The organism is Streptomyces xiamenensis, from assembly GCF_000993785.3.
GTDB classification, from domain to species: Bacteria; Actinomycetota; Actinomycetes; order Streptomycetales; family Streptomycetaceae; genus Streptomyces; species Streptomyces xiamenensis.
Genome location: NZ_CP009922.3, coordinates 3,145,037 through 3,171,205, shown reverse-complemented (window position 1 = coordinate 3,171,205; position 26,169 = coordinate 3,145,037). Strand labels below are relative to the sequence as shown.

At 72.3% G+C, this 26,169-nt stretch carries 26 protein-coding genes, 3 tRNA genes and 1 pseudogene; 16 read left to right on the top strand and 14 right to left on the bottom strand.

Annotation, left to right across the window (positions count from 1 at the left end; genetic code table 11):
• Nucleotides 1-148: 148 nt before the first annotated feature.
• Nucleotides 149-424 (top strand): hypothetical protein, encoded by a 276-nt coding sequence (locus SXIM_RS14555; RefSeq protein ID WP_046724281.1) that lies wholly within the window; start codon nt 149-151, stop codon nt 422-424.
• Here SXIM_RS14555 and SXIM_RS14550 read toward each other — a convergent pair.
• Both SXIM_RS14550 and SXIM_RS14545 read right to left on the bottom strand, forming a co-directional pair.
• Nucleotides 345-1,268: a phosphotransferase gene (locus SXIM_RS14550; protein ID WP_046724279.1), complete on the bottom strand. Its 924-nt coding sequence runs from the start codon at nt 1,266-1,268 to the stop codon at nt 345-347. The two genes, SXIM_RS14555 and SXIM_RS14550, sit on opposite strands and share 80 nt — an antisense overlap.
• Nucleotides 1,268-1,945 carry a GntR family transcriptional regulator gene (locus SXIM_RS14545; RefSeq protein ID WP_030733193.1) on the bottom strand — a complete coding sequence of 226 codons (678 nt, stop codon included), beginning with the start codon at nt 1,943-1,945 and terminating at the stop codon, nt 1,268-1,270. The genes SXIM_RS14550 and SXIM_RS14545 overlap by 1 nt, the downstream gene beginning before the upstream one ends.
• Nucleotides 1,946-2,085: 140 nt before the next feature.
• On the opposite strand from SXIM_RS14545, the gene SXIM_RS14540 reads away from it, so the two are divergent.
• The 4 genes from SXIM_RS14540 to madM are packed head-to-tail and all read left to right on the top strand — an operon-like array spanning nt 2,086 to nt 6,220.
• Nucleotides 2,086-3,429, top strand: coding sequence for a malonyl-CoA decarboxylase domain-containing protein (locus tag SXIM_RS14540; RefSeq protein WP_046724277.1), 1,344 nt, complete (start codon nt 2,086-2,088; stop codon nt 3,427-3,429).
• Nucleotides 3,430-3,443: 14 nt separating this feature from the next.
• Nucleotides 3,444-4,979: an AMP-binding protein gene (locus tag SXIM_RS14535; RefSeq protein ID WP_046724276.1), complete on the top strand. Its 1,536-nt coding sequence runs from the start codon at nt 3,444-3,446 to the stop codon at nt 4,977-4,979.
• A 52-nt stretch (nt 4,980-5,031) separates the two neighbouring features.
• A complete protein-coding gene (gene madL, locus SXIM_RS14530) occupies nt 5,032-5,448 on the top strand; it encodes a malonate transporter subunit MadL (RefSeq protein WP_234306879.1) in 417 nt (138 codons plus the stop codon).
• Between the two features lies 1 nt (nt 5,449).
• The gene (madM, locus tag SXIM_RS14525) at nt 5,450-6,220 is read left to right on the top strand and encodes a malonate transporter subunit MadM (RefSeq protein ID WP_234306878.1); all 771 of its coding nucleotides are present in this window, start codon (nt 5,450-5,452) and stop codon (nt 6,218-6,220) included.
• 211 nt (nt 6,221-6,431) lie between these two features.
• On the opposite strand, the gene SXIM_RS14520 is transcribed toward madM, so the two are convergent.
• The 3 genes from SXIM_RS14520 to SXIM_RS14510 all read right to left on the bottom strand — a co-directional run bounded on the left by SXIM_RS14520 (nt 6,432) and on the right by SXIM_RS14510 (nt 8,324).
• On the bottom strand, nt 6,432-6,662 hold the full coding sequence (locus SXIM_RS14520; protein ID WP_030733177.1) for a hypothetical protein: 231 nt from the start codon (nt 6,660-6,662) through the stop codon (nt 6,432-6,434).
• Nucleotides 6,663-6,752: 90 nt separating this feature from the next.
• The gene (locus SXIM_RS14515) at nt 6,753-7,778 is read right to left on the bottom strand and encodes a trypsin-like serine peptidase (RefSeq protein ID WP_043177601.1); all 1,026 of its coding nucleotides are present in this window, start codon (nt 7,776-7,778) and stop codon (nt 6,753-6,755) included.
• Between the two features lie 135 nt (nt 7,779-7,913).
• The gene (locus SXIM_RS14510) at nt 7,914-8,324 is read right to left on the bottom strand and encodes a RidA family protein (RefSeq protein ID WP_030733172.1); all 411 of its coding nucleotides are present in this window, start codon (nt 8,322-8,324) and stop codon (nt 7,914-7,916) included.
• A gap of 310 nt (nt 8,325-8,634) precedes the next feature.
• On the opposite strand from SXIM_RS14510, the gene SXIM_RS14505 reads away from it, so the two are divergent.
• Nucleotides 8,635-8,829: a hypothetical protein gene (locus tag SXIM_RS14505; protein WP_148236115.1), complete on the top strand. Its 195-nt coding sequence runs from the start codon at nt 8,635-8,637 to the stop codon at nt 8,827-8,829.
• 45 nt (nt 8,830-8,874) lie between these two features.
• Here the strand turns inward: SXIM_RS14505 and SXIM_RS14500 are convergent, their stop codons facing one another.
• On the bottom strand, nt 8,875-9,561 hold the full coding sequence (locus SXIM_RS14500; protein WP_046724274.1) for an ArsR/SmtB family transcription factor: 687 nt from the start codon (nt 9,559-9,561) through the stop codon (nt 8,875-8,877).
• A gap of 71 nt (nt 9,562-9,632) precedes the next feature.
• Between SXIM_RS14500 and SXIM_RS14495 the strand changes: the two genes are divergently transcribed.
• Entirely contained in the window at nt 9,633-10,400 is a 768-nt protein-coding gene (locus SXIM_RS14495; RefSeq protein WP_174864363.1) for a sulfite exporter TauE/SafE family protein, read from the top strand.
• A gap of 54 nt (nt 10,401-10,454) precedes the next feature.
• Here SXIM_RS14495 and purL read toward each other — a convergent pair whose 3' ends face one another.
• The 3 genes from purL to purS are packed head-to-tail and all read right to left on the bottom strand — an operon-like array spanning nt 10,455 to nt 13,650.
• Nucleotides 10,455-12,710, bottom strand: a complete 2,256-nt coding sequence (gene purL / locus SXIM_RS14490; RefSeq protein WP_046724272.1) for a phosphoribosylformylglycinamidine synthase subunit PurL — start codon at nt 12,708-12,710, stop codon at nt 10,455-10,457.
• Nucleotides 12,707-13,387 (bottom strand): phosphoribosylformylglycinamidine synthase subunit PurQ, encoded by a 681-nt coding sequence (purQ, locus tag SXIM_RS14485; protein WP_030733163.1) that lies wholly within the window; start codon nt 13,385-13,387, stop codon nt 12,707-12,709. The genes purL and purQ overlap by 4 nt, the downstream gene beginning before the upstream one ends.
• Nucleotides 13,384-13,650, bottom strand: a complete 267-nt coding sequence (gene purS / locus SXIM_RS14480) for a phosphoribosylformylglycinamidine synthase subunit PurS (RefSeq protein ID WP_030733160.1) — start codon at nt 13,648-13,650, stop codon at nt 13,384-13,386. The genes purQ and purS overlap by 4 nt, the downstream gene beginning before the upstream one ends.
• Nucleotides 13,651-14,061: 411 nt before the next feature.
• Here purS and SXIM_RS14475 point away from each other — a divergent pair, with 411 nt between their 5' ends.
• The 8 genes from SXIM_RS14475 (at nt 14,062) to SXIM_RS14440 (ending at nt 18,905) form a co-directional block, all read left to right on the top strand.
• Nucleotides 14,062-14,379 carry a histone-like nucleoid-structuring protein Lsr2 gene (locus SXIM_RS14475; RefSeq protein WP_030733157.1) on the top strand — a complete coding sequence of 106 codons (318 nt, stop codon included), beginning with the start codon at nt 14,062-14,064 and terminating at the stop codon, nt 14,377-14,379.
• Nucleotides 14,380-14,479: 100 nt separating this feature from the next.
• Nucleotides 14,480-14,551 (top strand) — tRNA-Gly (locus SXIM_RS14470).
• A gap of 49 nt (nt 14,552-14,600) precedes the next feature.
• Nucleotides 14,601-14,672, top strand: a tRNA-Gly gene (locus SXIM_RS14465).
• Between the two features lie 89 nt (nt 14,673-14,761).
• A tRNA-Gly gene (locus SXIM_RS14460) sits at nt 14,762-14,834 on the top strand.
• A 139-nt stretch (nt 14,835-14,973) separates the two neighbouring features.
• Entirely contained in the window at nt 14,974-15,900 is a 927-nt protein-coding gene (locus SXIM_RS14455; RefSeq protein ID WP_030733153.1) for an ABC transporter ATP-binding protein, read from the top strand.
• Complete coding sequence (locus tag SXIM_RS14450; protein ID WP_425473463.1) at nt 15,897-16,814, top strand: ABC transporter permease; 918 nt, start codon at nt 15,897-15,899, stop codon at nt 16,812-16,814. The genes SXIM_RS14455 and SXIM_RS14450 overlap by 4 nt, the downstream gene beginning before the upstream one ends.
• 7 nt (nt 16,815-16,821) lie before the next feature.
• On the top strand, nt 16,822-18,303 hold the full coding sequence (locus tag SXIM_RS14445) for a sensor histidine kinase (protein ID WP_246156885.1): 1,482 nt from the start codon (nt 16,822-16,824) through the stop codon (nt 18,301-18,303).
• The gene (locus SXIM_RS14440) at nt 18,300-18,905 is read left to right on the top strand and encodes a response regulator transcription factor (RefSeq protein ID WP_030733148.1); all 606 of its coding nucleotides are present in this window, start codon (nt 18,300-18,302) and stop codon (nt 18,903-18,905) included. The genes SXIM_RS14445 and SXIM_RS14440 overlap by 4 nt, the downstream gene beginning before the upstream one ends.
• Nucleotides 18,906-19,103: 198 nt before the next feature.
• On the opposite strand, the gene SXIM_RS14435 is transcribed toward SXIM_RS14440, so the two are convergent.
• Nucleotides 19,104-19,613 carry a MarR family winged helix-turn-helix transcriptional regulator gene (locus tag SXIM_RS14435; protein ID WP_030733146.1) on the bottom strand — a complete coding sequence of 170 codons (510 nt, stop codon included), beginning with the start codon at nt 19,611-19,613 and terminating at the stop codon, nt 19,104-19,106.
• 181 nt (nt 19,614-19,794) lie between these two features.
• On the opposite strand from SXIM_RS14435, the gene SXIM_RS14430 reads away from it, so the two are divergent.
• Nucleotides 19,795-21,306 carry an MFS transporter gene (locus tag SXIM_RS14430; RefSeq protein WP_030733143.1) on the top strand — a complete coding sequence of 504 codons (1,512 nt, stop codon included), beginning with the start codon at nt 19,795-19,797 and terminating at the stop codon, nt 21,304-21,306.
• A gap of 43 nt (nt 21,307-21,349) precedes the next feature.
• Here SXIM_RS14430 and SXIM_RS14425 read toward each other — a convergent pair whose 3' ends face one another.
• The 4 genes and pseudogenes from SXIM_RS14425 to SXIM_RS14410 all read right to left on the bottom strand — a co-directional run bounded on the left by SXIM_RS14425 (nt 21,350) and on the right by SXIM_RS14410 (nt 26,048).
• Nucleotides 21,350-22,549 (bottom strand): low temperature requirement protein A, encoded by a 1,200-nt coding sequence (locus tag SXIM_RS14425; RefSeq protein WP_046724269.1) that lies wholly within the window; start codon nt 22,547-22,549, stop codon nt 21,350-21,352.
• 91 nt (nt 22,550-22,640) lie between these two features.
• The gene (locus tag SXIM_RS14420; protein WP_052385281.1) at nt 22,641-23,312 is read right to left on the bottom strand and encodes a hypothetical protein; all 672 of its coding nucleotides are present in this window, start codon (nt 23,310-23,312) and stop codon (nt 22,641-22,643) included.
• 221 nt (nt 23,313-23,533) lie between these two features.
• The gene (locus SXIM_RS14415; protein ID WP_046724267.1) at nt 23,534-24,457 is read right to left on the bottom strand and encodes a phosphoribosylaminoimidazolesuccinocarboxamide synthase; all 924 of its coding nucleotides are present in this window, start codon (nt 24,455-24,457) and stop codon (nt 23,534-23,536) included.
• Between the two features lie 98 nt (nt 24,458-24,555).
• Nucleotides 24,556-26,048 (bottom strand): annotated as a pseudogene (locus SXIM_RS14410) (N,N-dimethylformamidase beta subunit family domain-containing protein).
• Nucleotides 26,049-26,169 lie beyond the last annotated feature (121 nt).

Here is a 26,169-nt window from a genome sequence, read left to right as displayed (position 1 = left end):
GGACGGCCGCGGCGACCCGATGGCGCCATCCCGTTGAAACGTGGCACCGGGGCCCCTGGGACGGGCGGGACGGGCGGCCTAGCGTCGGTGCTGCCCTGTACGGGCCGCGACCCGTACCCCCGCGACCGCCGCCCCGAAGGACGTCACCGTGCCCCTGCGGCCCCTGCGCATCGCCGCGCACATCGAGCTGGTCTCGCTCCTCATCCTGCTGGCCAACCTCGCCACCGTGCACCTGCGGCCCCTGTCCTCCCTGCTGGGCCCCACCCACGGCTGCGCCTACCTGTTCGTGATCCTGCTGGCCTGGCGCCTCCCGCACGCCACGCCCGCCGTCCGGGCGCTGTCGCTCATTCCGGGAGTGGGTGGACTGCTGGCGCTGCGCCGCGCAGCCGCTCGATCACCGCTCGGCCGGCCGGCCCCCAGGTAGGCTGCCCGCCCGGCCGGCCCAACTCTCCCGCCCGCCCGATGCCGATGAGGGCGAGCGCCTTGGTCAGCGCCAGACCCCTGGCCCGGCGCACGGCTGCCTCGTCGGCGGCGCCGTACGCGGCCAGGAAGGACACGTCCGCCCCGGCCGGCAACAGCAGCCAGGCGGCGGCGAGATCGATGGCCGGGTCGCCTCCGCACAGTTCGCCGAAGTCGACGACCCCGGCCAGGGTGCCGCCGTTCACCACGACGTTGGCGGGGTGCAGATCCCCGTGCAGCCACACCGGCGTCCCGGACCAGTCGGGCGCGGCCACGGCGTCCTCCCACACGGCGCGGAGCGCGGGATCACGCTGGACGGCCAGGACCGCCGGGTCGTCCTCCATGCCGGGCAGCACGCCGAGGGTCCGCAGCGGAGCGGCCTGGTAGGCGTGCCCGGGCACACCGGGGGGCGCGGGCCGGTGCAGCGCCCGCAGGAAGCGGGCGAGTTCGGCGGCGGCGTGCGGCCCGTCGGTGATCGGGGCGCGGTCCGCCGGTTCCCCCGGCACCCAGGCGACGACGGACCAGTGCCAGGGGAAGTGCGCGGACGGCGCCCCGGCGCGTACCGGCAGGGGAACCGGCAGCGGCAGGCCCGGCACCACTTCGGGGGCCCAGCGCTGTTCCTTGAGCGCCTCGGGGGCGGCGGATTCCCGGCGCGGCAGCCGGACCGCGAGGTCCTCCCCCAGCCGCCACAGCTGGTTCGACCAGCCGGTCGCCGCGAGCCGCAGCTCCCGCCCGGCGAGATCCGGGTGCTGCTCCCGCAGCAGGGCCCTGACCAGGGCCTCGTCGATGTCGTGGTGGGAGTCGATCATCACGGGACCGGCCGTACGTCCTGGGTGAGACTGCGCCAGGTCCGCACCAGCTGGCTGAACTCCCTGACCTGGACCAGCACATGCTCGCGGGCGGCCGCCTCGGCGGCCTCGGCGTCGCCGCACGTGATGGCCTGCGCGATCGTGCGGTGCTCGGCGAGGGAGCGGCGCATGCGGTCCGGGACCCGCAGTTGCAGCCGCCGGTACGGCTGCAGGACGCGCTTGAGCGCACGGACCTGCTGGCGCAGATATTCATTGCCGCAGGAGTCGTACACGATGCCGTGGAAGTCGGCGTTGGCGTAGTAGTAGCGGTCGGCGTCACCGGCCAGCGCGTGCTTCTCGCACTCCCGCAGGGCCCGCCCCAGATCGTCCAGGGGCTCGCGTTCGATGCGGCGGGCGCTCAGCCTGGCGGCCATGCCCTCCAGCTCGGCCATGACCTCGAACCGCTCGGCCAGCTCGGGGACGCTCAACTCGGTGACGTAGGTGCCCTGTTTGGCGCGGATCTGCACCAGCCCCGAGCGTTCCAGGGCCTGGAGGGCCTCACGCACCGGAGTGCGGGAACAGCCGAACTCCCGCTCCAGCTGGGCGGGGTCGAGTCGCTGGCCGGGGCGGTAGCGGCCTTCGACAACAGCTTTCTCCAAGGCGTCCCGTACCCGCCGGGCCTCCGGGATTCGAGCCATGCGCACCTCCGGGCTCAGGCTATCCGGTCAATCGGTGTGTTCCAGGGGGTAGCGCACCGCACGTCTGTCCTCTACGGTGCGGCTGTTATATACATCACGCCCGGTGATGCATACACCAAAGCTGTCGGGAGGAGCGAAACGTGGAACACCATGACGGCTGGCCCCTCACCGACCTCTTCCCCGCCGCCGGCCCCGGACCGGAAGACCCGCTGGAAGCTCTGCTCACGGCCTGCGAGGTGCTGATGAGCGACGTGGGCGAGGCGTCCCTGCGCGCGGTCGCGGCCCGCGCCCTCACCGCCTACCGCGCACTCGACGACGACGGCAGGCTGGCGTTCTTCACCCACGTCACGACGGCGTACGGCGTCGACGCCGACCAGGTCCGCGCGGCCTTCCACCAGTGGGAAGCCGCCAGGGACGGCGGCCTGGGCGGCGACACCGAACTCGTCCGGCTCTTCGACGCGGTCGAACCGGCCAGGCAGCAGCTGCTGCGCCGCCTCCACCACGCGCCGGGCGCCACCCTGGCCCTGGTCGGCATGCGCGAGGACCTGCTCCGGCTCGCCCGCCACCACCCGCCGCTGCGGCCCCTCGACCACGACTTCCACCACCTGCTCACCTCCTGGTTCAACCGCGGATTCCTGCGCATGGCGCGGGTGACCTGGCAGGACGCGCCGCCGGAGCTGCGCGGGCGACTGCTGCGCGGCGAGCGGGTCCACCCGATGGCGGACGAGAACGCACTGCGCCGCCGGCTGGAGCCCGCCGACCGCGACCTGTACGCCTTCTTCCACCCGGCCACCGGGGATGTGCCGCTGATCTTCGTGGAGGTGGCGCTGGTACGCGGCCTGCCCGACCGCGTCGGCCCGCTGCTGGAACCCGGCCCGGAGCTGGACCCGGCGCAGGCGGACACCGCCGCGCTGTACTCGATCAACAACGCGCTGGACGGGCTGGCCGGGGTCTCCTTCGGCAGCTTCCTCATCAAACAGGTCATCGAGGACGTGAGCGAACGGCTGCCGCATCTGCGGCGCTTCGCCACCCTCTCCCCGCTCCCCGGGTTTCGCCGCTGGCTCACCGCCCAGGCCGGGCACGACCCGCGGCTGCGTGCGCTTCGGGACGAGCTGGACGCCCTGGCCGGGCCGCAGCGGATATCCGCTCTCCCGGCGGCGGAGACCGAGCGGATACGTTCGCGGCTCCTCCCCGCCCTGACCCGCTACATCGCGCTGGGCAAGCGGGAGACCGACGGGCGACCGCTCGACCCCGTCGCCCGCTTCCACCTCGGCAACGGCGCCGCCGCCTGGCAGCTCAACTGGCCGGCCGACACCTCGCCCACGGCCTGGCGGCAGTCGTACGGCGCGATGATCAACTACCGCTACGAACCGGAGCGGCTGGAGCGCCGGCACGAGGATTTCGTACGCCACCGCACCGTCGCTCTCGGCGGGCCGATGCGGGACGCCCACGCGGCGGCCGCACGGGACACGAGCGGAACGTGAAAGGAACAGCCCCGATGGCACCACCTCTGCCGACGACCATCCATCAGTCCTTCGCCGAACAGGTGGAACGGCAGCCGGACAAGGCACTCTTCGAGCTGCCCGACGGGCGGAGCGTCAGCTACGGCGACACGGAACGGACCGTACGCCTGATCGCCGCCCGGCTCGTCGCGGACGGGGTCACCCCGGGCGACCGGGTGGCCATGCAGGTGGAGAAGTCCCCGGAGGCCATCGCGCTCTACCTGGCCACCCTGCGCGTCGGCGGTGTCTTCCTGCCGCTCAACACCGCCTATACCGGCGCCGAGATGGAGTACTTCATCCAGGACGCGGAACCCCGCGTCCTGGTCTGTTCCCCGGAGCACCGGGCCGGCCACGCGCACCGGGCCGGCCCGGAACTCGTCCTGGAAACCCTCGGCACGGCGGGCGACGGAACCCTGCTGGAAGGCGGACCGGACGCCCCGGAGCCGGAGCCCTTCACGGCCTCGGCCGACGACCCGGCCGCCATCCTCTACACCTCCGGCACCACCGGACGCTCCAAGGGCGCCGTGCTCTCGCACGGCAATCTGGCCTCCAACTGCCGGGCACTGCTCGACTCGTGGCAGTTCACGGGCGAGGACCGGCTGATCCACGCCCTGCCGATCTTCCACATCCACGGGCTCTTCGTCGCCGCGAACATGACCCTCACGGCCGGGGCCTCCATGTACTACCTGCCGAAGTTCGACGCGGAGACGATCATCGACCTGCTGCCCCGGGCCACCGTGCTCATGGGCGTGCCCACCTTCTACACCCGGCTGCTGCGGAACGATCGGCTCACCGCCGCCTCCTGCTCCTCGGTACGGCTGTTCGTCTCGGGCTCGGCGCCACTGCTCGCGAGCGACCACGAGGCGTTCCGGGCGCGAACCGGGCACACCATCCTGGAGCGCTACGGGATGACGGAAACCGGTATGAACACCACCAACCCGTACGCGGACGGGCCGCGCAAGCCCGGCACCGTCGGCAAGCCGCTGCCCGGAACCGAGATCCGGGTGGTGGACGCCGCGACCGGCCGGGTGCTGCCGGACGGCGAGGTCGGCAGCATCGAGGTACGCGGCCCGAACGTCTTCACCGGCTACTGGCGGCTGCCCGAGAAGACCGCCTCCGAGTTCCGCGCGGACGGCTACTTCATCACCGGGGACCTGGGCCGCGTCGACGAGGACGGCTACCTCAGCATCGTCGGCCGGGGCAAGGACCTGGTGATCTCCGGGGGTTACAACATCTACCCGAAGGAGATCGAAGAACTGCTCGACGCCCACCCGGGCGTGCTGGAGTCCGCCGTGATCGGGGTCCCGCACCCGGACTTCGGGGAGACGGTGGTGGCCGTCGTCGTCCCCGCACCGGGCCAGGAGCCCGGGGAGCGGGAACTGCTGGACTTCATCGGCGGTGACCTCGCCCGGTTCAAGCACCCGCGGGCCGTCCGGCTCGTGGAGGCGCTGCCCCGCAATGTCATGGGCAAGGTACAGAAGGCCGAACTGCGCAAGCGCTACGCGCGCCTGTTCACCGGCGCCGACACCTGACCCGGCCCGGTACTCCCCCATCTCACCCTTTCCTGTCCCTCAGTCTCTCAGCGTGGAGAAGACGATGATCATTTATGGAGTCGCGGCACTGGCGGTGTGCCTGCTCGCGGGCACCCTCGCCGGTGAACTGATCGGCGCCGCCGTAGGGGTCGACGCCAACGTCGGCGGGGTCGGATTCGCCATGATCATGCTGGTGCTGGTCACCGGCTGGCTCCGGGCGAAGGGGCGCTTCCCCCAAGCGACCGAGCAGGGCGTGCTCTTCTGGAGCGCGATGTACATACCCATCGTCATCGCCATGGCCTCCACCCAGAACGTGGTGAAGGCGGTCAGCGGTGGCCCGATGGCCATCCTGGCGGGTCTCGCCGCGATCGCCGCCGGCCTCGCGCTGGTGCCCGTACTGGCACGGATCGGCGAACCGGGCGAGCCACTGCCGCCGCAGGCCGCCTCCGAAGAGCGGCAGGAGGCCTGAGATGGAACTGGACAGATTCGCCTCCGTCTTCGAGAACAACGGCCTGCTGGTGGCCTTCGCCCTGGTCGGTGCGCTGATGCTGGTCTCCGGCTGGCTCTCCAAAACGCTGACCCGGGGACGGCTCCAGGGCTCCGCCATCGCCATCCTCCTCGGCCTGGCCCTGGCCTACTGGGGCGGTTCGGTGACCGACGGCGAATCCGGCCTGGCCGGTTTCGCCGCCCTGTCCGGCCTGAGCGTGATGGGCGGGGCGATGCTGCGGGACTTCGCGATCGTCTCCACCGCGTACGGCGTGGACCTCAAGACCATCAAGCGAGCCGGGGTGGCCGGAGCACTGTCGATCCTGCTCGGCGTGCTGGTCTCGTTCGCGGCCGGAGCCCTGATCGCCGCCGCGTTCGGCTACACGGACGCGAAGTCGATGGCCACCATCGGCGGTGGCGCGGCCACCTACATCGTGGGCCCGGTGACCGGCACGGCGGTGGGCGCCGAATCGGACGTCATCGCCCTGTCCGTGGCCGCCGGACTGGTCAAGTCCGTGGTGGTCATGGTGGGCACCCCGCTGGTGGCCCCGCTGATCGGCCTGAACAACCCGAAGTCGGCCATGGCCTACGGCGGGCTGATGGGCACCACCTCGGGCGTGGCGGGCGGCCTGGCGGCCACCGACAAGCGACTGGTGCCGTACGGCGCCATGACGGCCACCTTCTACACCGGCGTGGGCTGCCTGCTCGGCCCTTCGCTGCTGTACTTCGCGCTGCGGGCGATCGTGGGCGGGTGAGACGCCGGCTCCTGCCGGGAGACCGGGAAGACCGGGAACCGGCGGGCCGCAGGACGGGGGACGGCGTTCGTCGCGGACGCCGCCACCAACCGGGAATGGATCACCGGGGCCGGTCTGGCCGTCGAACGGGAGGAGTTCGTCCCGGAGGGCGACACCGGGCACGCCCTGTTCTGGGCACACCGTCCGTCCTGAGGGGGTCAGGGCGCGGGCGTCAGTCGGGGATCGGCATGGGCGCGGGCTCGGCGTCCCGTATCCGTTCGGGGGTCCAGTAGTCCAGCACGTCCTGCGGATCCTCGTCCGTGGTGTGCGTGATGACGCCGGAGTCCTCGGCGTCCCCGGAGTCCGAGGCCAGCGCCATCGCCATGCCCGCCAGCGCGCCGACGACGAGCACCCCGGTCAGGATGCCGACGGCGGCGAGTGCGCGTCGGGTGGAACGTCCCATGTCCGTCCTCCTCCGGGCGGCTTCGCGACCGGCTGCCGTGCCTGCCCTGCCCGCCCGGTGCAGCGTAACCGGGCGGGCAGGGCGGGAACACTAGGTGTAGCTGCCCTGGGCGTCGAACATCTCCTTGACGCTGTCACCGAAGTACGGGCTCCGGTTCGCGCCCGCCGAGTCGACGGTGCTGGTCACCCCGTTGACCTGGCCGAGTCCCGTGCTGTCGTTGTACACGCGCAGCCAGGGGCCGCCGCTGGAGCCGCCGCCGAAGTTGCAGTCCAGCCGGAGCCTGCCGCCCGAGTCGACGGTCGTCCCCTGGCACCACCACTGCACCTGGCCGCTCGCGTGGTTCCCCGGGTAGCCCCAGATGGTGACGGCCTGGCTGCGGCTGTAGTTCCAGCTCAGGCCGTGTCCGCCGGTGACGTTGACCAGCTTGCTGCCGTTGAGCGGCCAGGTGGTCACCATGGCCACGTCCCACTCGAAGTTGCTGTTGTTGATCCAGCCGTTGAACGACCGGAACTGCTTGGCCGCGAACGTCCCGAAGGGGCGGGCGCCCTCGCGGTAGCGCGGGACGTACGTCCAGTTGGTCATCCACGCGCCGGCGTTGCCGTTGCTGCCGCCCACGTTGACGCAGTGTCCGGCGGTGATCAGCATCTGCTTGGAGTCGCTGTTGAGGGCGCCGGCCGAGCACCAGTAGTCGCCGCCGTTGTTCGGGTTGGTGTAGAAGACCCGGCCCACGACCGGGGTCTCGGTGAGGGCAGCCGAGATGTCGCGGCCCTCCTGCTGGAGCGGCGGCGCGGGCTCGGTCGAGCCGGGCTCGCCCCCGGAGTCCTCCGGCGCCCGCGCCGCCGGGGTGGCGTCGGCGGCATCCGCGGCGTCCGGCACGAGGGTGTCGGCGGGGAGGGCCCGGGCCATCCGCTCCGGGGTCCAGTACTCCTCCAGCGCGGCGGCGGGATCGGTGTCCGCCAGGGCGGCGAAAGCGGCGGCCCCGCCCGAGAGCTGGGCGTCGGCGGTACGGGTACCGGCCGGGTCGGTCCGGTCCTCGGCGGAGGCGTTCCCAGCGAGTCCGGAGAGCAACAGGGTGGCGGCCAGCAGCGGCAGGCACGCGCGTCTTAAGCGGTTCACAGAGCAACCTTCCGGTGGGAGTTGCGTGAAGCGACGAAAGATTGTGCGCCCCGCGGGTGTGCGCTGCCTAGCCCCGTACGACCGGATCGCGCCGTGCGCGGCAGGGGTGCCGGTCCGGCCTGTGGTGTCCCGCGCTCAGGAGTCGAGCACGGCGGCCACGGCCTCGATCTCGACGAGCTGGTCGTCGTAGCCCAGCACCGTGACCCCCAGCAGCGTGCTGGGCACGTCGTGGTCGCCGAAGGCGTCCCGGACCACTTCCCAGGCGGCGACGAGGTCCGCCTGCCGGGACGAGGCGACGAGCACCCTGGTGCTGATGACGTCCTCCAGCGAGGCACCAGCGGCGGCCAGCGCGATCCGCAGGTTCTCCACGCACACGGCCGCCTGTCCGGCGTGGTCACCGATCGCCGCGGTGGAACCGTCCTTGTTCAGCGGGCAGGAACCGGCCAGGAAGATCAGCCGGGCCTCGGCCGGAGCGGTGGCCGCGTAGGCGTACTCGGCGGCGTCCGAGAGCTCGGCGGAACGGATCAGCGTGACGGCGCGGGGCATGGGCGTTTCCTTCGGCGACGGCGACGGCGAGGTGGGCCCTCATCGTCGCCGGGCCGCGCGCCCGCTGTCACCCCGGTTTTCGCGGGTCAGCGACCCGGACCCCGCCCGGCGGGGGGTGGTACCGCGCCGTCCGATGCCGGTCGCTTCCGGTGGGTCTGTCGCGCGGGGTCGAAGAATGTCATGCTCGTAGCCATCGCAGTCGCCTTCTTCGTCTCCGTCTCATTCGCGCCGTCGCTCATCACCGCATCAGCACCTGGCACATCGAGGCGGTCCGGGAGCGGTCGGGGCCCCGTCGTAGGGGGTGAGCACCGTGACCGAGCCACTGCCGGACCTGCGCCGGTTACAGCCGCATCAGCTCATGGGCATCCGCTGTGTGCTGTGCAATCGCTATCTGGGCGCCATGGCCCGGCGGCTGGGGCCGCCGCTGCTCGACCGGTGGGGGTACCGGTACCAGTTGTACGCCTGCCGCCCGCACTGTCCGCTGCGGCGCTTCCCGGAGCCGTAGGGGCACGGCCGGCCGCGTACGGCGCCACTGTTCACCGTCGACCGTTCACAGCGTCAGGGACAGCTGCGCCGACAGGGCGGCCCGGCCGGCGTCCGTCACGGTCACCGCGCGAGAGGACTTGTCACGGGTCAGCCAGGCCGACTCGAACGCGTGGCGGCACAGCGCCGCCCCCACCACGCCCGCCAGGTGCGGGCGGCGTTCGGTCCAGTCGAGGCAGGAGCGGACCAGCGGGCGGCGCGTGCGGACGACGGGAAGCGTGATCCCCACCTCGGCGAGCCACACCGCCCCGTCACCCGTGAGCCGGACGCCCTGCTGCCAGTCCAGCAGCCCGCGCTCGGTCATCGCGTCCGTGATGGCCACCCCCACCTCGCCCGCGAGGTGGTCGTAACAGGTGCGGGCCCGTGCCAGGGCCTCGTGCCGGCGGACACCCGACAGGGAGCGGACGGGGGCGGCGCGGTTGGGGGCGAGGGCGGCGAGGGTCTCGATGAGGTCGGCGACCTGGGGGTCGGCGAGCCGTACGTAGCGGTGCCGGCCCTGGCGTTCCTCGGTGAGCAGGTTGCCGCTCACCAGCAGGTTCAGGTGTTCGGTGGCCGTGGAGGCGGCCACCGCGGCGTGCCGGGCCACCTCGGTGGCCGTCCAGGCGCGGCGGTCGAGCAGGGCCCAGCAGATCCGGGCGCGGGTGCCGTCGGCCAGCAGCCGGGCGACGGCGGCGAGGTCAGGAGCGGTGTCCATGTGTCCAGTGTCGCCCCACTACCCTTCGGTCCTCGCCGAAATGTTCAGGTTTTATGATCGCGAACATGCACATGTCCCTGGGAGAGATGATCGCCGTGTTCAGCGCCGGCCTCGGCGCCGGTGCCATCAACGCCGTGGTCGGCTCAGGGACGCTGCTCACCTTCCCCGTGCTGCTGGCGGTCGGACTGCCGCCCGTGACCGCCACCGTGTCCAACGCCATGGGCCTGATCCCCGGCGCCATCAGCGGCGCCATCGGCTACCGGCGGGAGCTGCGGGGGCAGCGCACGCGCCTCCTCAAGTTCGGGGCCGGAGCCCTCGTCGGCGGTCTGACCGGCGCCGCGCTGCTGCTGGCGCTGCCGGCCTCCGCCTTCGAACGGATCGTGTCCGTCCTGGTGGGACTCGCCCTGATCCTCGTGGTGTTCCAGCCCCGGATCAGCCGGAAACTGCGCGAGCGCCGCGAACGCGACGGCTCCACCGCCCACCCCGACGGCGGGCCGGTGCTGTCCGTCGGGCTCGCGCTCGCCAGCGTCTACGGCGGCTACTTCGCGGCCGGCCAGGGGATCATCTACATGTCCCTGATGGGCATGACGCTCGACGAGAGCATGCAGCGCCTCAACGCCGTGAAGAACGTCCTGGCGGCCCTCGTCAACAGCGTCGCCGCGCTCTTCTTCCTCTTCCTCGCCGACTTCCACTGGACCACCGTGGCGCTGCTCGCCGTCAGCTCCGCGATCGGCGGTCAGCTCGGCGCGAAGGTGGGGCGGCGGCTCAGCCAGACCGTGCTGCGGACGCTCATCGTCCTGGTCGGATCCGTCGCGATCGTGCAGCTGGTCCTGCGCTGACACAGCACGACGGGGCCGGTACGTCCGTACCGGCCCCGTCGCACGCTCGTGTGCTCAGCCGAACAGCGCCGGCAGCGTCGCCTCACGCGCCTCGCGCAGCTCCGCCAGCGGGATGCCGAACTCGCCCTGCACCTCGATCGACTCGCCGTCGACCACGCCCACCCGCGCGGCCGGAAGGCCACGGGCCGCGCACATGTCGGTGAAGCGGGTCTCCTCGCTGCGCGGCACGGCCACGATCGCGCGGCCGGCCGACTCGGAGAAGAGGAAGGTGAACGCGTCCAGGCCGTCCGGGACGACCAGGCGGGCACCCACTCCCCCGGCCACCGCCGACTCCGTGACCGCCTGGACCAGACCGCCGTCCGACAGGTCGTGCGCCGCGTCGATCATGCCGTCGCGGGAGGCGTTGATCAGGACCTCGGCCAGCAGCCGCTCGCGCTCCAGGTCCACCTTCGGCGGCAGACCGCCCAGGTGGTTGTGGATCACCTGGGACCACGCCGAGCCGCCGAACTCCGCCCGGGTGTCGCCGAGCAGGTAGATCAGCTGCCCGGCCTCCTTGAAGGCGTGCGGGGTACGGCGCGTGACGTCGTCGATCACGCCGAGCACACCGACCACCGGCGTCGGGTGGATGGCCTGCTCGCCGGTCTGGTTGTACAGCGAGACGTTGCCGCCGGTCACCGGGGTGCCCAGCGTCTGGCAGGCGTCCGCCAGGCCGCGGGTGGCCTCGGCGAACTGCCACATCACGGCCGGGTCCTCGGGCGAGCCGAAGTTCAGACAGTCGGTCACGGCCAGCGGCTTGGCACCGGTGGCGGCCACGTTGCGGTACGACTCGGCGAACGCCAGCTGCGCGCCCGCGTACGGGTCGAGCTTCGCGTACCGGCCGTTGCCGTCGGTGGCGATCGCGACGCCGAGGTTGGTCTCCTCGTCGATCCGGATCATCCCGCCGTCCTCCGGCTGGGCCAGCACCGTGTTGCCGAGAACGTACTTGTCGTACTGGTCCGTCACCCAGGACTTGGACGCCTGGTTGGGCGAGGAGACCAGCCGCACGACCTGCTCGCGCAGTTCCTCGGAGGTCTCCGGCCTGGGCAGCGCGCCCGCGTCGTCCGCCTGGAGCGCGTCCTGCCACTCGGGGCGGGCGTACGGGCGGTTCAGCAGCGGGCCCTCGTGCGCGACGGTGCGCGGCGGCACGTCCACGATCTGCTCGCCGTGCCAGAAGATCTCCAGCCGGTCGCCGTCCGTCACCTCACCGATGACGGTGGCGATCACGTCCCACTTCTCGCAGACCGCGAGGAAACGCTCGACCTTCTCCGGCTCGACGACCGCGCACATGCGCTCCTGGGACTCGCTCATCAGGATCTCCTCCGGCGACAGGGAGGAGTCGCGCAGCGGGACCGTGTCGAGCTCGACGCGCATGCCGCCGGAGCCGTTGGAGGCCAGCTCGGAGGTGGCGCAGGACAGGCCGGCCGCGCCGAGGTCCTGGATGCCCACGACCAGGTCCTGGGCGAACAGCTCCAGCGTGGACTCGATGAGCAGCTTCTCCTGGAACGGGTCACCGACCTGGACGGCGGGGCGCTTGGCGGGCTTGCCGTCCGCGTCCTCGAAGGTCTCCGAGGCGAGGATGGAAGCGCCGCCGATGCCGTCGCCGCCGGTGCGGGCGCCGTACAGGATGACCTTGTTGCCGGCGCCGGACGCCTTGGCGAGGTGGATGTCCTCGTGCCGCATGACGCCCACGCACAGGGCGTTGACCAGCGGGTTGCCCTGGTAGCAGTCGTCGAAGACGATCTCGCCGCCGATGTTGGGCAGGCCCAGGCAGTTGCCGTAGCCGCCGATGCCGGAGACGACGCCGGGCAGCACGCGCTTGGTGTCCGGGTGGTCGGCTGCGCCGAAACGCAGCGGGTCCATCACGGCGACCGGGCGGGCGCCCATCGCGATGATGTCGCGGACGATGCCGCCGATGCCGGTGGCGGCGCCCTGGTACGGCTCGACGTACGAGGGGTGGTTGTGCGACTCGACCTTGAAGGTGACCGCGTAGCCCTGGCCGACGTCCACGACGCCCGCCTGCTCACCGATGCCGACCAGCAGCGCGTCGGAGTGCGGGGCCTTCTCGCCGAACTGCTTGAGGTGCACCTTGCTGGACTTGTACGAACAGTGCTCGGACCACATCACGGAGTACATGGCCAGCTCGGCGCCGGTCGGGCGGCGGCCGAGGATCGCGCGGATGCGCTCGTACTCGTCGTGCTTGAGGCCGAGTTCGGCCCACGGCAGCTCGGTGTCCGGGGTGTCGGCGGCGTGTTTGACGGTGTCGAGCGTCATGAGGCGGCGACCATCTTCTTGAGGACTGAGGTGAAGAAGCCGAGGCCGTCGGTGCCCGGCCCGGTGAGGGACTCGACGGCGTGCTCGGGGTGCGGCATCAGGCCGACGACGTTGCCGGCGGCGTTGCTCACGCCGGCGATGTCGCGGCGCGAGCCGTTGGGGTTGCCGTCCAGGTAGCGGAAGACGACGCGCCCCTCCGCCTCCAGCTCGTCGAGGGTGCGCTCGTCCGCGACGTAGCCGCCCTCGCCGTTCTTCAGCGGGATGGTGATCTCCTGGCCGGCCGTGTAGTCGGCGGTCCAGGCGGTGTCGGCGTTCTCGACGCGCAGCCGCTGATCACGGCAGATGAAATGCAGGTGGTCATTACGGGTGAGGGCACCGGGCAGCAGGTGCGATTCGCACAGCACCTGGAAGCCGTTGCAGATCCCGAGGACCGGAAGGCCGGCCCTGGCCTGCTCGATGACGGTTTCCATCACCGGGGAGAAACGGGCGATCGCACCGCAGCGCAGATAATCCCCGTAACTGAAGCCGCCCGGCAGAATCACCGCGTCGACCTGGTGCAGGCTGGTGTCGCGGTGCCACAGGGCGACCGGCTCGGCGCCGGCGAGCCGGACCGCGCGCTGCGCGTCTCGGTCGTCCAGCGAGCCGGGGAAGGTGACGACTCCCACACGGGTGCTCACGGCGCGACCTCTTCCGCGCTCTCTTCCACGCGCACGGTGAAGTCTTCGATCACCGTGTTGGCGAGGAAGGTCTCGGCGAGCTCGCGGATACGGGCGAGGGCGGCCTCATCGACGGGGCCGTCCACCTCCAGCTCGAAGCGCTTGCCCTGGCGGACATCGGAGATTCCGGCGAACCCGAGCCGGGGCAGCGCGCGTTGCACGGCCTGGCCCTGGGGGTCGAGGATCTCCGGCTTGAGCATGACGTCGACTACGACGCGGGCCACAGGTACTCCCGGTGGGATTGGTGCTGACGCTGCTGCCCATCAGCGTACCTGTCGGACAAATCTACACGGGTAGACCTGACGCCGGACGGCCCCGCCTCTGGCATGAATCGGTCACGTTCAGGTATCGGGGGCGGAAACCCCTGCAAGAAGCGGCGAGAAAACCGTAAGGTCCCCATTGCGGCATGACACGTGCGGCCGAATTTCCACTCGCCGGGACTTCGCGCTTCGCAGAAAAAGCCGGCCGATGTACAAATAACGAACGCGGCACCGCCGTACAGCAGTACAGCACCTTGCTCCCGATCATGGGAACGTCCCCGCGACACCGGCGCGCGGTCCGGCCAGGACCGGCTCCGTCGCCGCCGTCGTCGCCGTCAGGCACGGGGGACGCACCCGCCGAAAGGACCGATATCCGTGGCACAGCGCGTCGTGGTCACCCTCTCCGACGACATCGACGGCGGAGAAGCGTCGGAAACGGTGGCTTTCGGGCTTGACGGGAAGACGTACGAGATCGACCTCAGCGAGGAGAACGCGGAGAAACTCCGCACCGTCCTCGCCCCCTATGTGACGGCCGGCCGCAAGCGCGCCAAGTCGGGCCGGACCTTCACCCACACCTCGGTGGCTCCCGACCCCCGCGCGGTGCGCGCCTGGGCGGAGTCCAACGGCTTCGACGTACCGGCCCGCGGACGCATCCCGCGCAAGGTCTACGACGCCTTCAACGAGGCGCACTGATCCGGTCGTTGGGCCGATTTGCCAACGACCCCGGGTGATCGGCTAGAGTCTGGATCACGCCGAAGGGCGGGGCCGGAAAAGCCCCGAACGAGGCGGATGCGCGGGTGTAGTTCAGTAGTAGAACACCCTCTTTCCAAGAGGGAGGCGCAGTGTGCAATTCCTGTCACCCGCTCTATCCACTCCGGTGCGTATGCCCGTCATGCGCACCAGCGGGTGGAGATGCGGGTGTAGTTCAGTAGTAGAACGCCCCCTTTCCAAGGGGGAGGCGCAGTGTGCGATTCCTGTCACCCGCTCTGCATCTCCGTACTCGGTACAAGACCCCCTCGGGGATCGGGTACAGTAGGTGCCGCACCACCCGGGAAGCCCCGTGCGGGGCAACCAGGCGGACGTAGCTCAGCTGGTAGAGCACAACCTTGCCAAGGTTGGGGTCGCGAGTTCGAATCTCGTCGTCCGCTCAGATGAAGGGCCCGGTCTCAACAGACCGGGCCCTTCGGCGTTGTGGGGCGCACGTGCCCCGCCCGATCTGACATTCGTCATACGGATCCATGACAGTCGGCAGTGGGACCCGGGCCCCGGCGGCGGAACCCTTGAGGCATGACCAAGGGTGATGCGTGGGGGACGACGGTGATCGAGGCGCGCGGACTGCGCCGCCGCTACGGTCCGGAGGGGCCCGACGGCTTCGAGGCCGTGCGGGGGATGGACTTCGAGGTGCGGCGGGGGGAGCTGTACGCGCTGCTGGGCACCAACGGCGCGGGCAAGACCTCCACCGTGGAGCTGCTGGAGGGGCTCGCCCCGGCGACCGGCGGCGAGGTGCGGGTCTTCGGGCACGACCCGTACCGGCAGCGGGCCCGGGTGCGCCCGTACATCGGGATGATGCTCCAGGAGGGCGGGTTCCCGGCCGATCTGACGGTGACCGAGACGGCGCGGATGTGGGCCGGCTGCGTCACCGGGGCGCGTCCGGTGCCCGAGGCGCTGGAGCTGGTGGGGCTCACGGACCGGGCGGATGTCCGCGTGAAGCAGCTGTCCGGCGGTGAACGGCGGCGGCTGGACCTGGCGATGGCGCTGATGGGGCGGCCCGCGCTGCTGTTCCTCGACGAGCCGACCACCGGTCTGGACCCGGAGGCGCGGCAGCGCACCTGGCAGCTGGTGAGCGAGCTGCGCGACGCGGGGACCACGGTGCTGCTGACCACGCACTACCTGGAGGAGGCGGAGGTGCTCGCCGACCGGCTGGCGATCATGCGGGAGGGACGGATCGTCGTGTCGGGAACCACCGGGGAGGTCCTGGAGGCCCAGCCGGCCCGGATCCGGTTCACGCTGCCGCCGGGCGTGGGGCCCGAGCGGCTGCCGCTGACGGTGCCGGCCGCGGCGGACGGGCAGCGGGTGGAGATCCGTACCCGCCAGTTGCAGCGGGCGCTGACCGAGGTGCTGCTGTGGGCGCGGGACGCGGAGGTGGAGCTGGTGGATCTGGACGCCCGCTCGGCCTCGCTGGAGGAAGTCTTTCTGGAGGTGGCGGGAGCATGAAGCAGCGCACGGGGACCGAGGACGCGCGGGGCGGGACGGACACCGCGACGCACACCGGGGTGCGGCACGTGCCGCACGGCGGTGGCGGTGGCGGCGAACGGCACGCGGGGATGAGCACGCAGACGTGGCGGCTGCTGATGGGGATGCCCAGCAGGGCGTCGCTGCGGCGGATGGGCTCGCTGGGGCGTGCCGAGCTGACGCTGCTGCTGCGCAACCGCACGGCGCTGTTCATGAGCCTGGCGATGCCGGTCGGCATGGTGCTGGTGTCGTACGTCTCGGCCGGCAACCTGGAGTCGACGGGGACCAGCCTGGGTGTCGGGGAGATGGTGCTGACCGCCGGCATCGGGTTCGTCCTGCTGCTGGTGGCGTACTTCAACCCCATCACGGCGTATGTGGCGCGGCGTGAGGAGCGGGTGCTCAAGCGGCTGCGCACCGGGGAGGTGACGGACGCCGAGATCCTGACCGGTACGGCGCTGCCCTCGCTGGCGCTGGCGCTGGCGCAGGTGGCCCTGCTGGTGATCTCGGGGGCGCTGATCCTCGATGTGGGGATGCCGGACCAGCCGGTGGTGCTGGTGGTCGCGGTGCTGCTCGGGATCGTGATGATGGTGGCGCTGGCGGCGGTCACGGCGGCGTTCACCAAGACCGTGGAGAGCGCGCAGATCACCAGCCTGCCGTTCTTCATGCTGTCGGCGGTGGCCTCCGGGCTCTTCGTCCCGCTGGACGGGTTGCCGGACGGGGTGGCCAATGTCTTCCGGGCGCTGCCGATGACGCCGGTGGTGGAGCTGGTGCGCGGTGGCTGGCTGGGCGGGATGACGGGCGGCGAGATCCGTCTGGCGCTGGTGCTGGCGGTGGTGTGGACCGGTCTGTCGGTGTTTGCTGTACGGCGGTGGTTCCGCTGGGATCCGCGGCAGTGAGAGGGATGTGAGAAGCGGCATGGGGACGGCGGCACCGGGTGGCGGCGGCTGGGTGGACCGGCTGATCGGCAGCAGCCAGCGGGCTCGGGTGCATCACTACACGCGGTACACGCTGTACACCTTCGCGGGGGTGGAGCTGGTCGCGGTGCCGCTGAACATGCCGCAGTGGATCGCGAACAGCCATCCGCTGTCGGCGGTCGGGACCGGGGTGCTGATCCTGCTGCACGGCCTGTGCAACATCCAGCTCACCCGGGTCGGGCTGCGCTGGTACCTGGCCGAGGGGCGCGGCGTCGTGTGGCCGGGGCGGCTGCTGGCCGCGCACGCGGTGGTGACGGTGCTGATCGTGGCCCTGGTGTTCGTGTCGGTGGCGGCGGGGCAGGCGCCGGAGACGACGGTGGGCGCCCTGGTCTCGCTGTGGGCGTTCGGTATCTCCGGTCCTTCGCTGCTGCTGTCGCAGCGGCAGCTGTGGGCGGGTCTGGGTGTGCTGGTGGGCGCGATGGTCGTCGGCGGCACGGCGGCGGGGATGGCGACGCAGCTGACGCTGGTGCTGGCGGTCATGTCGGGAGGGCTGTCGGTGCTGATGGCCTTCACCTGCCGGGTGACGGCGTGGACGCTGCGGGTGGTGAACAAGCTGGACGCGGCTCGGGAGACGGAGGCCCGGCTGGCGGTCGCGGAGGAACGGCTGCGGTTCGGCCGGGACATGCACGACGTCCTGGGGCGGAACCTGTCGGTGATCGCGCTCAAGAGCGAGCTGGCGGCGCAGCTGGCGCGGCGCGGGTCGCCGGCGGCGGTGGAGCAGATGACGGAGGTCCAGCGGATCGCGCGGGAGTCGCAGCAGGAGATGCGTGAGGTCGTGCGCGGCTACCGGGAGGCGGATCTCCAGGCGGAGCTGGCGGGGGCGCGCGGTGTGCTGGAGGCGGCCGGGATCCGCTGCCGGATCGAGGACGGGGGCAGTACGGAGCTGCCGGTGGCCGTGCAGTCGGCGCTGGGGTGGGTGGTGCGGGAGGGCACCACGAACGTGCTGCGGCACGCGGACGCGGCGGTGTGCGTGATCCGGCTGCGGCCGCCGGCGCGGGGCGGGATCGTGGCGGTGCTGGAGATGGAGAACGACGGGGTGCGGGGCGCGGGCGCGGCGCCCGGTGGATCGGACGGTACGGGGCTGCGGGGCCTGCGCGGCCGGCTGGGTGCGCTGGGCGGGACGCTGACGGCGGAACCGTACGGGGGCGGGGTCGCGGGGTCCGGTGCCGCCGGGGCTGGGGGCGGGGCCGGGAAGGGCGGTTCGTTCCGGCTCACGGCGACGGTGCCGGTGCCCTCCCCGGCGGGTGCCGCGGCCCGGACGCGGACGGGCGCGGTGGCGGGCGCGGCGACGGACGCGGCGGGGCGCGAGGAGCCGGGGGCGGCCGTGCCGCACACCGGGGAGCGGGAGGCCGGGCCGCCGGACGGGGCACTGCTGCCGGGCCCTGCGGGTGACCGGGAGGTGGGCGCGTGATCAGGGTGCTGCTGGCGGACGACGAGCATCTGATCCGCGGCGCGCTGGCCGCGCTGCTCTCGCTGGAGGACGACCTCGTCGTGGTCGCCGAGGCCGCCTCGGGTCCCGAGGCGCTGGCCATGGCGGCGGCGCACCGGCCGGATGTGGCGGTGCTCGACCTCCAGATGCCGGGTGCGGACGGGGTGACGGTGGCGGCCAGGCTGCGGACGGAACTGCCGCGGTGCACCACCATGATCGTGACGGGGCACGGCAGGCCCGGGCATCTGAAGCGGGCGCTGTCCGCCGGGGTGCGCGGGTTCCTGCCGAAGACGGTGTCGGCGCAGCGGCTGGCGGAAATCATCCGAACGGTGCACGGCGGCGTCCGTTACATTGACCCGGAGCTGGCGGCGGACGCCATCAGCGCGGGCGATTCGCCGCTGACCGCCCGGGAGACGGAGCTGCTGGAGCTGGCGGCCGACGGGGCGCCGGTCAGCGAGATCGCCGAACGGGCGGCGCTGGCCCCGGGCACCGTACGCAATTACCTCTCCTCGGCGGCGGCCAAGCTGCACGCCGAGAACCGGCACACGGCCGTACGGCTGGCGCGGGAACGCGGCTGGCTGTGACCGCGCGTCCACCCGTACCGACCGAGCCCCGCCCCCGCACCACCGAAGGGATCGCCGCACCATGACGACTGCCACCCTGATCGTTTTCGCGATCTCCATCGGGACGGTGGCCTGGATCGCCTGGCGCGGTTTCCGGGCGGAGGACGCGCGGCGCGAGGCCGAGGAGCGCGACCGGTAGGCGGACCGGGCCGGGCGGGTTCAGCCGGCGGCGTTCTCCGGGGTCCCGTCCGGTCCGGCGGGCCCACCTCCCGCCGGGCGCGGCCAGCTGCGTCCGGTACGGGCCTCGATGCTCTGGTTGAAGCGGGTGAGCGACTCCTCCAGGGCCTGTACGTCCTCCGGGTCCCATGCGGCGAGCACCGCGGCCAGGCCCTCCCTGCTGCGCTGTTCGCGGTCCGCGAGCCGGCGCGCGCCCTCCTCGGTCATCTGGAGGCGGCGGGCCATCCCGCCGTCGGGGTCGGGCACCCGGCGGGCCAGTCCTTCCCGGAGCAGGGCGGCGGTCTGCCGGTTGATGGTGGAGGTGTCCAGGGCGAAGGCCTGGGCGAGTTCGGCGATGGTCATGGGGCCCTGGGCGGCGAGCCGGGTGAGCAGCAGATGGGCCGAACGCTCCAGGGCGGCGCCGCCGTCGCGCTGCCGGCTGGACAACTCGTACCGGGTCAGAAGCAGCAGTTCACGCTGCAGCCCCTCGAACCGTTCCCGCGACTGGGCCACCTCGGTTACCTCCTGGGTCGGATCCTCAAGAAAACCCCAAGACCGAGCGTTCCACACCCGAACGAAATATGCATGATGCACATCGTATGTATGCTGCATGAAGGGGTCGTGAGCCCCGCCCCGCCGCTCCCGTCGCCCTTCCCTTCCTCCCCCGCACACTCCGCCCGGAGGCCGCCTTCCCATGCCCAGCTCCACCGCGCCACCACCCACCGCGCCACCCACCCCCGTCGCCAAGGGGTCGGCCAACGTCATCGTCGTGATCCTCGCCTTCTCCGGCATCGTCACCGCGCTGATGCAGACCCTGGTGATCCCGCTGCTCGTCCAGCTGCCCGTCCTGCTCGACACCACCGCCGCCAACGCCTCCTGGGTGGTCACCGCCACCCTCCTGGCCGCCGCCGTCGCCATGCCCACCACCAGCCGGCTCGGCGACATGTTCGGCAAGCGCCGGATCATCTTCGTCAACCTCGGCCTGCTGATCGCCGGATCGCTGGTGTGCGCGCTGTCCGACTCGGTCCTCCCGATGATCGCCGGACGGGCCCTCCAGGGCTTCGGCATGGGCCTCATCCCGCTGGGCATCGGCGTCATGCGCGACGTCATGCCGCCCGAGCGGGTCGCCTCCTCGATGGCGCTGATGAGCGCCTCCCTGGGCATCGGCGGCGCGCTCGGACTGCCCGCCGCCGCCCTGGTGGCCCAGAACTTCGACTGGCACGTGCTGTTCCACGCCTCCGCCGCGCTCGCCGCGCTGGCCCTCGTCCTGATCGCCCGCTACGTACCCGAGTCGCCGGTACGGTCCCCCGGACGCTTCGACTTCGCCGGTTCGATCGGCATCGGCATCGGCCTGGTCTGCCTGCTGCTCGCGCTGTCCAAGGGCGCCGACTGGGGCTGGAGCAGCGGCAGCACCCTGGGTGTCTTCGCCGCCGGCGTGCTCGTGCTGCTCGTCTGGGGCTGGTACGAGCTGCGCACGCCCGACCCGCTGGTGGACCTGCGCACCACCGCCAAGCCGCAGGTGCTGTTCACCAACCTCGCCGCGCTGGTCATCGGGTTCGCCATGTACTCGATGTCGCTGATCGCGCCGCAGCTGCTCCAGCTGCCGCGGGAGACCGGGTACGGGCTCGGCCAGACCATGCTCGCGGCGGGACTGGCGATGGCCCCCGGCGGGCTGATGATGATGCTCTTCTCGCCGCTGTCGGCCGTCATCACCAAGTCCCGGGGGCCCAAGACCTCACTCATCCTCGGCTCGCTCGTCATCGCCGCCGGTTACGCGCTGGGCCTGGTGATGATGGACGAGGTGTGGCAGGTCATCGTCTTCTCCTGCGTGGTCACCTCCGGCATCGCCATCGCGTACGCGGCGATGCCCACCCTGATCATGAGCGCCGTCCCGGTCTCGGAGACCGCCTCCGCCAACGGCCTGAACAGCCTGATGCGCTCGATCGGCACCAGCACCGCGGGGGCCGCGATCGGCGTGGTGCTGGCGAACAGCACCCTCACCTTCGGCGGAGTCGAGGTGCCCTCGCTGACCGGGTTCCGCACCGGCTTCGCCATCGCGTGCGGGGCGGCGCTGCTGGCCGCGCTGATCGCCGTGTTCATCCCGGGGGCGCGACCGCGGGGCGCGGCCCTGGAGGCCGACGCGGCGCAGGAGAGCGCCGGGGGCGGGGAGGACCTGGCCCGTACCGCCACGCGCACCGCCGGCTGACGGGCGGCCGGGCGCCGGGGCCCGCCCCGGGAACGGCCCCCGGTCACCCGGCCGGAGCACGGCGGCCGGCCAGCAGGCCGGCCGCCAGGGTCGCCGCCACCGCCACCCCCATGCCCAGCACCGCACCGCCCGGGCCCAGCAGCGGTGCGCCGAATCCCAGGGCCAGGACCGCCGCCGCACCGGCCAGCAGCGGCCAGAGCCCCACCGCGGCGGCGTCCGTCATCCGGTGCAGCGCCCCCAGCAACAGCAGCACGACCGCCACCGGCACGGCGACGGTCAGCCCCGCGGACAGCTCGGAGAGATGGGCGTGGTGCTCGGCGACATCCAGCGCCGCCTCCAGGCCCGCACCGAGGGCGGCCAGCGCCGCGAACACCACATAGTGCCCGTACCCCCAGGCCAGGGCCGTGCGCAGGGTCGTCAGCCGCACCTCGCGACCGGTGAAGTACAGCCACCACAGGGCGAAGACCAGCAGCAGCCCGCCCACCGCGATCAGCAGGACGGGGGTCGACAGGCCGCGGTCGGTGACGGCCGACTGGATGGCCGTCACCGAGCCAAGAATGACCTCCCCGAGCACGATGATCGTGAACAGCCCGTACCGCTCGGCGATATGGCCCGGATGCCAGCGGGTCACGCTCCCACGGAACTCGGCCCAGGCCGGTACGGCGAGTTCGGCCGCCACCAGGACGACGAACGTGGCCGCCGCCCATCCCCCGAAGACCCACAGCCGGGCGACCCATCCGGCCTGCACCAGCGCCACCCCGGCCGCGTACCGCAGCGCGCCCCGGCGGCCGGCCGGATCCGCGGCGGCGGCCCGCAGCCACTGGGCGACCATCGCGGCGCGCATGATCACATAGCCGGCCACCACCAGCGCCCAGTCACCGTGCTGGAACGCGCCGGGCACCCCCGCCGCCAGCACCAGGACGCCCGCCATCTGGAGCAGCGTCAGCAGCCGGTAGGGCACGTCGTCGGTGTCGTAGGCGGAGGCGAACCAGGTGAAGTTCATCCAGGCCCACCAGATGGCGAAGAACACCGCCGCGTAGCCGAACAGGCCCGGTCCGGTGCGGCCCTCCGCCAGCGCGTGATGGAGCTGGGCGGCGGCCTGGGAGACGGCGACCACGAAGGTCAGGTCGAACAGCAGCTCCAGCGGGGTCGCGGCGCGGTGCGCCTCCCCCGGGTCCCGGCCGCGCATGGGCCGCCGCGCCGCACCGGCGCGGGCCGTGCGGGCGGCGTCCTCTGCGCCCATGCCGCCTCTCCCGCCGTGGTCGGTGCCCCGCCTCCGTCGCACGACGAGGATAAGCGGACATTTCAGGCGTCGGCCAGCGGGCGGTCCGGCGTCATATCCAGCCGCGATCCCGGGCCAGCAGGGCAGCCTGGGCCCGGCTGCCGGCGTTGAGATGGTCCATCAGATGGGCGATCCGGCGCCGGTAGGTGCGCACCGAGACGCCGATGCCGCGCGCCGCCGTCTCGTCCTTGGCACCCGAGCACATCGCGGCCAGGATCAGCCGGGCGTTCTCGGTCGGGGCCGGCGCGGGGGTGAGCGGGGTGGCCCGCTCCCAGGCGCGCTCGAACAGCGCCCGGACACTGGCCACGATGGCCGGCTCCTCGGTGAACAGCGCCCCGTGCTCGACCGTGGGGCCGCCGCCCAGCGGGAGTGCGACGGCGCGGGAGTCGCAGGCCAGCAGCCGTTCGGTGGCGTGCGGGATCAGCCGTACCCGGGCGCCGTGCCGTTCGATCTCGCGCAGGTACGCCGCGGTGGGCGGGTCCTCGAGGGTCTCGCAGAGCATCACGGTGCGGAAGGCCACGCCGCGGCGCAGACAGCGCAGGGCGAGCGGGCGGATCCAGGCGAGGTACGCGGCGGACAGCTCGGTGTGCGGGACGAGGGTGAGGATGTCCTCGCGGGCGTGGAAGGCGAGTTCCTCGATCCGGTCGCGGATGGCGGCAGGGTCGGTGAGCCGCTCGATCCGCCCGATGCGGTCGGCGGGGGCCGGGGCGGGGCCGTCGGGCACGGCGCGCGCTGTGCCGTCGGTGGGAACGGGACGGTCCTCGCGCCCTGTTCGTCCGGGCCCACGCGGGCTGTCCTGGCTGCGTTCCGTGCCGGCGTGCATGTTCTTCCCCGTTCGGGCGGTGCGGTGCCGGGGTGGTCGGGCCCGGCGGCATGCCTGTTGGGGGAGTTTTTACCAAGCGGGCCCCGACCCGGCCAGGCCGGGGCCCGCTTGACCGTTCACGGTCAGTCCCAGGCGGTGCCCGTCAGCAGCCGGAACGCCTCCGTGTAGCGCTCCCGGGTGCGGTCCACGACCTCCTGCGGCAGCTCCGGCGGCGGGGTGTCGCCCGTACGGTCCCAGCCGGAGGCCGGGGAGGACAGCCAGTCGCGGACGAACTGCTTGTCGTACGCCTTCTGCGGGCGGCCGGGCTCCCACTCGTCCTTGCGCCAGAAGCGCGAGGAGTCCGGGGTCAGCACCTCGTCGGCGAGGACCAGCTCGCCCTCCTGGTCGCCCTCCCCCGCGCCGGGCCGGCGGCCGAACTCGAACTTGGTGTCGGCCAGGATGATCCCGCGGTCCCGCGCGATGTCCCGGGCCCTCCCGTACACGGACAGGGTGGCCTGGCGCAGCTGAGCCGCCGTCTCGGCGCCGACCTGCCGGGCGACTTCCTCGTAGCTGACGTTCTCGTCGTGCTCCCCCACCGCCGCCTTGGTGGCCGGGGTGAAGATCGGGGCGGGCAGTTCGGAGCCGTCGACGAGACCGGCCGGCAGGGCCAGACCGCACACCGTACGGTCGCGCTCGTACTCCGCGAGCCCGGTACCGGTGAGGTAGCCACGGGCCACCGCCTCCACCGGGACCATGTCCAGCGCGTGGCAGACCATCACCCGGCCCGCCCAGTCGGCGGGGGCGCCGGTGGGCACCTCGGTGGAGATGACATGCCCCGGCACCAGATCGGCGAGCTGGTCGAACCACCACAGCGACAGCCGGGTCAGGATGCGGCCCTTGTCGGGGATCTCGGTGGGCAGCACCCAGTCGTAGGCGGAGATCCGGTCGGTGGCGACGAGGATCAGCTCACCGGCCTCGTTGCGGTAGAGATCGCGGACTTTCCCGGTGTGCAGATGCACAAGACCGGGCACCCGCGCGGGCTCAGGCTTCGTGACGAATCCTGGCACTGTGCCTCCTGGCGGCTAAGCGGTCGGTCGGTCGATGGGCCACGCGGCGTTCATTCTCACGCATGGCGGCCGGTGACCGGCGCGCGGGGCCCGCCCCGTCAGTCGCGTTTGCAGATGCGGTCCAAGAGGTTGGCGGTGGCCTTCTGGATCCGGGTGTCGGTGTGCTGCGGGCGGTCCAGCGCCGGCGACCAGGCGAAGGTGCCGGAGGCGAACACCCAGGCCCCGCTGGGCGCGCGGTACAGGGAGGTCTCCTGGTGGCGGCGGGCCCCGGATTCGTCCCGGTACGGGGAGTGGGCCAGCAGGATCCGGCTCTCGCACTCGGGCAGCGCGGTGCGCGGGTAGTAGCGGTCGGCCTCCCCGGCGACCAGGCCCGGGAGTTCGTCGCCCTCGGCGGCGCCGGTGGCCTCCCACAGCCAGTGGTCGGCGTTGCGGACCACCAGCGGGTACGGGCGGGGCACCCGGCCCGCGTACTGCACGCCGAGCAGCAGCTGCTCGGGCTCGCCCTGCTCGCGCCACAGGGCGGGCCGGCCGGGGCCGTGGCGCTTGCGGCAGCGCAGCAGTCCGTCCTCGTCGCCGGAGGGCAGCGCGGTCAGCTCGACCTGCCAGTACATGGTGTTCGCCGACAGGAACACCAGCGAGGTGCCGGTGTCACGGGCGTGCTCGACGGCGCGGCGCATCGGGACCGACCAGTACTCGTCGTGCCCGGGAAAGATCAGACCGCGGTAGCGGGAGGTGTCGACGCGGCCCGCGTGCAGATCGCGGGCGGTGGCGTAGGCGAGGTCGTAGCCGTAGCGCTCGGCCCAGCGGATGAAGTCGTAGGCGTGCCCGACGTGCAGCGGCAGGCCGGCGCCGGCGAAGGGGCGGGCGAAGGAGACCGTGGTGGCGGCGTCCCGCTCGCCCAGCAGATGGCCCGAGGCGTCCCAGGCGTGGTAGAGGCTGGCGCCGGTGCGGCCGTCCTCGGGGAAGAGGTTGTACGCCTGCCAGGTGATGTCGGGGAGCAGCAGGAGCAGATCAGCGGGCTGGTCGTCCCGGACGGTGAAAGGTACGTGCGAACGGAATCGGCCATCCGCGGTGGTGAGGACGGCGACGTGCGCGCCGGGCCGCCAGTCGGGCGGGACCTGGAGCCGCCACGAGAGCCACCAGTTGTGGCAGGAGGCGGTGCGGTCGGCGAGCAGCGGCTCGGGCTGCCGGGTGCCGCGCTGCGTGGGGCTGCGGGTGAGCATCTTGGCGCCGTCGCCCGCGTAGTGCCCGATCCGGTAGATGTCGATGGAGAAGTCCTGAGGCGGGTTCACCGTGACCCGGAAGTCGATGGACTGGCCGGGCGCGACGGTGCTCTGCGGGGCGAAGCCCTTGATCTGGCAGTCGACGTCATCGGAGGTACGGGGGCCCGAGGCGGGCTGGTCGTCCCCCGCCGACCTGGGGAACATAGCCCCTGGGCGTCGGGGTCCACGTACCACGGGACGACCCGGCCGGTGTCGTCGAAGTAGTGCTCGCTGCCGCGCAGCCAGGGCAGCGGTCCCTGCCCGAACGGATCGGACACGGCGTGCGCCAGGGCGCCCGACTCCCACCGCCGGATCCGATCGGTTCCCACAGATCCCAGAGACAAGGTCCCCTCCTCCGCCCCAATTCCACTGCCGAACCAGCACATCACACATCGCGAGGGCGTTGTCACCGTTCGTCGTGAAATGGCTGGAGGTGATTGTCCCCGCGGT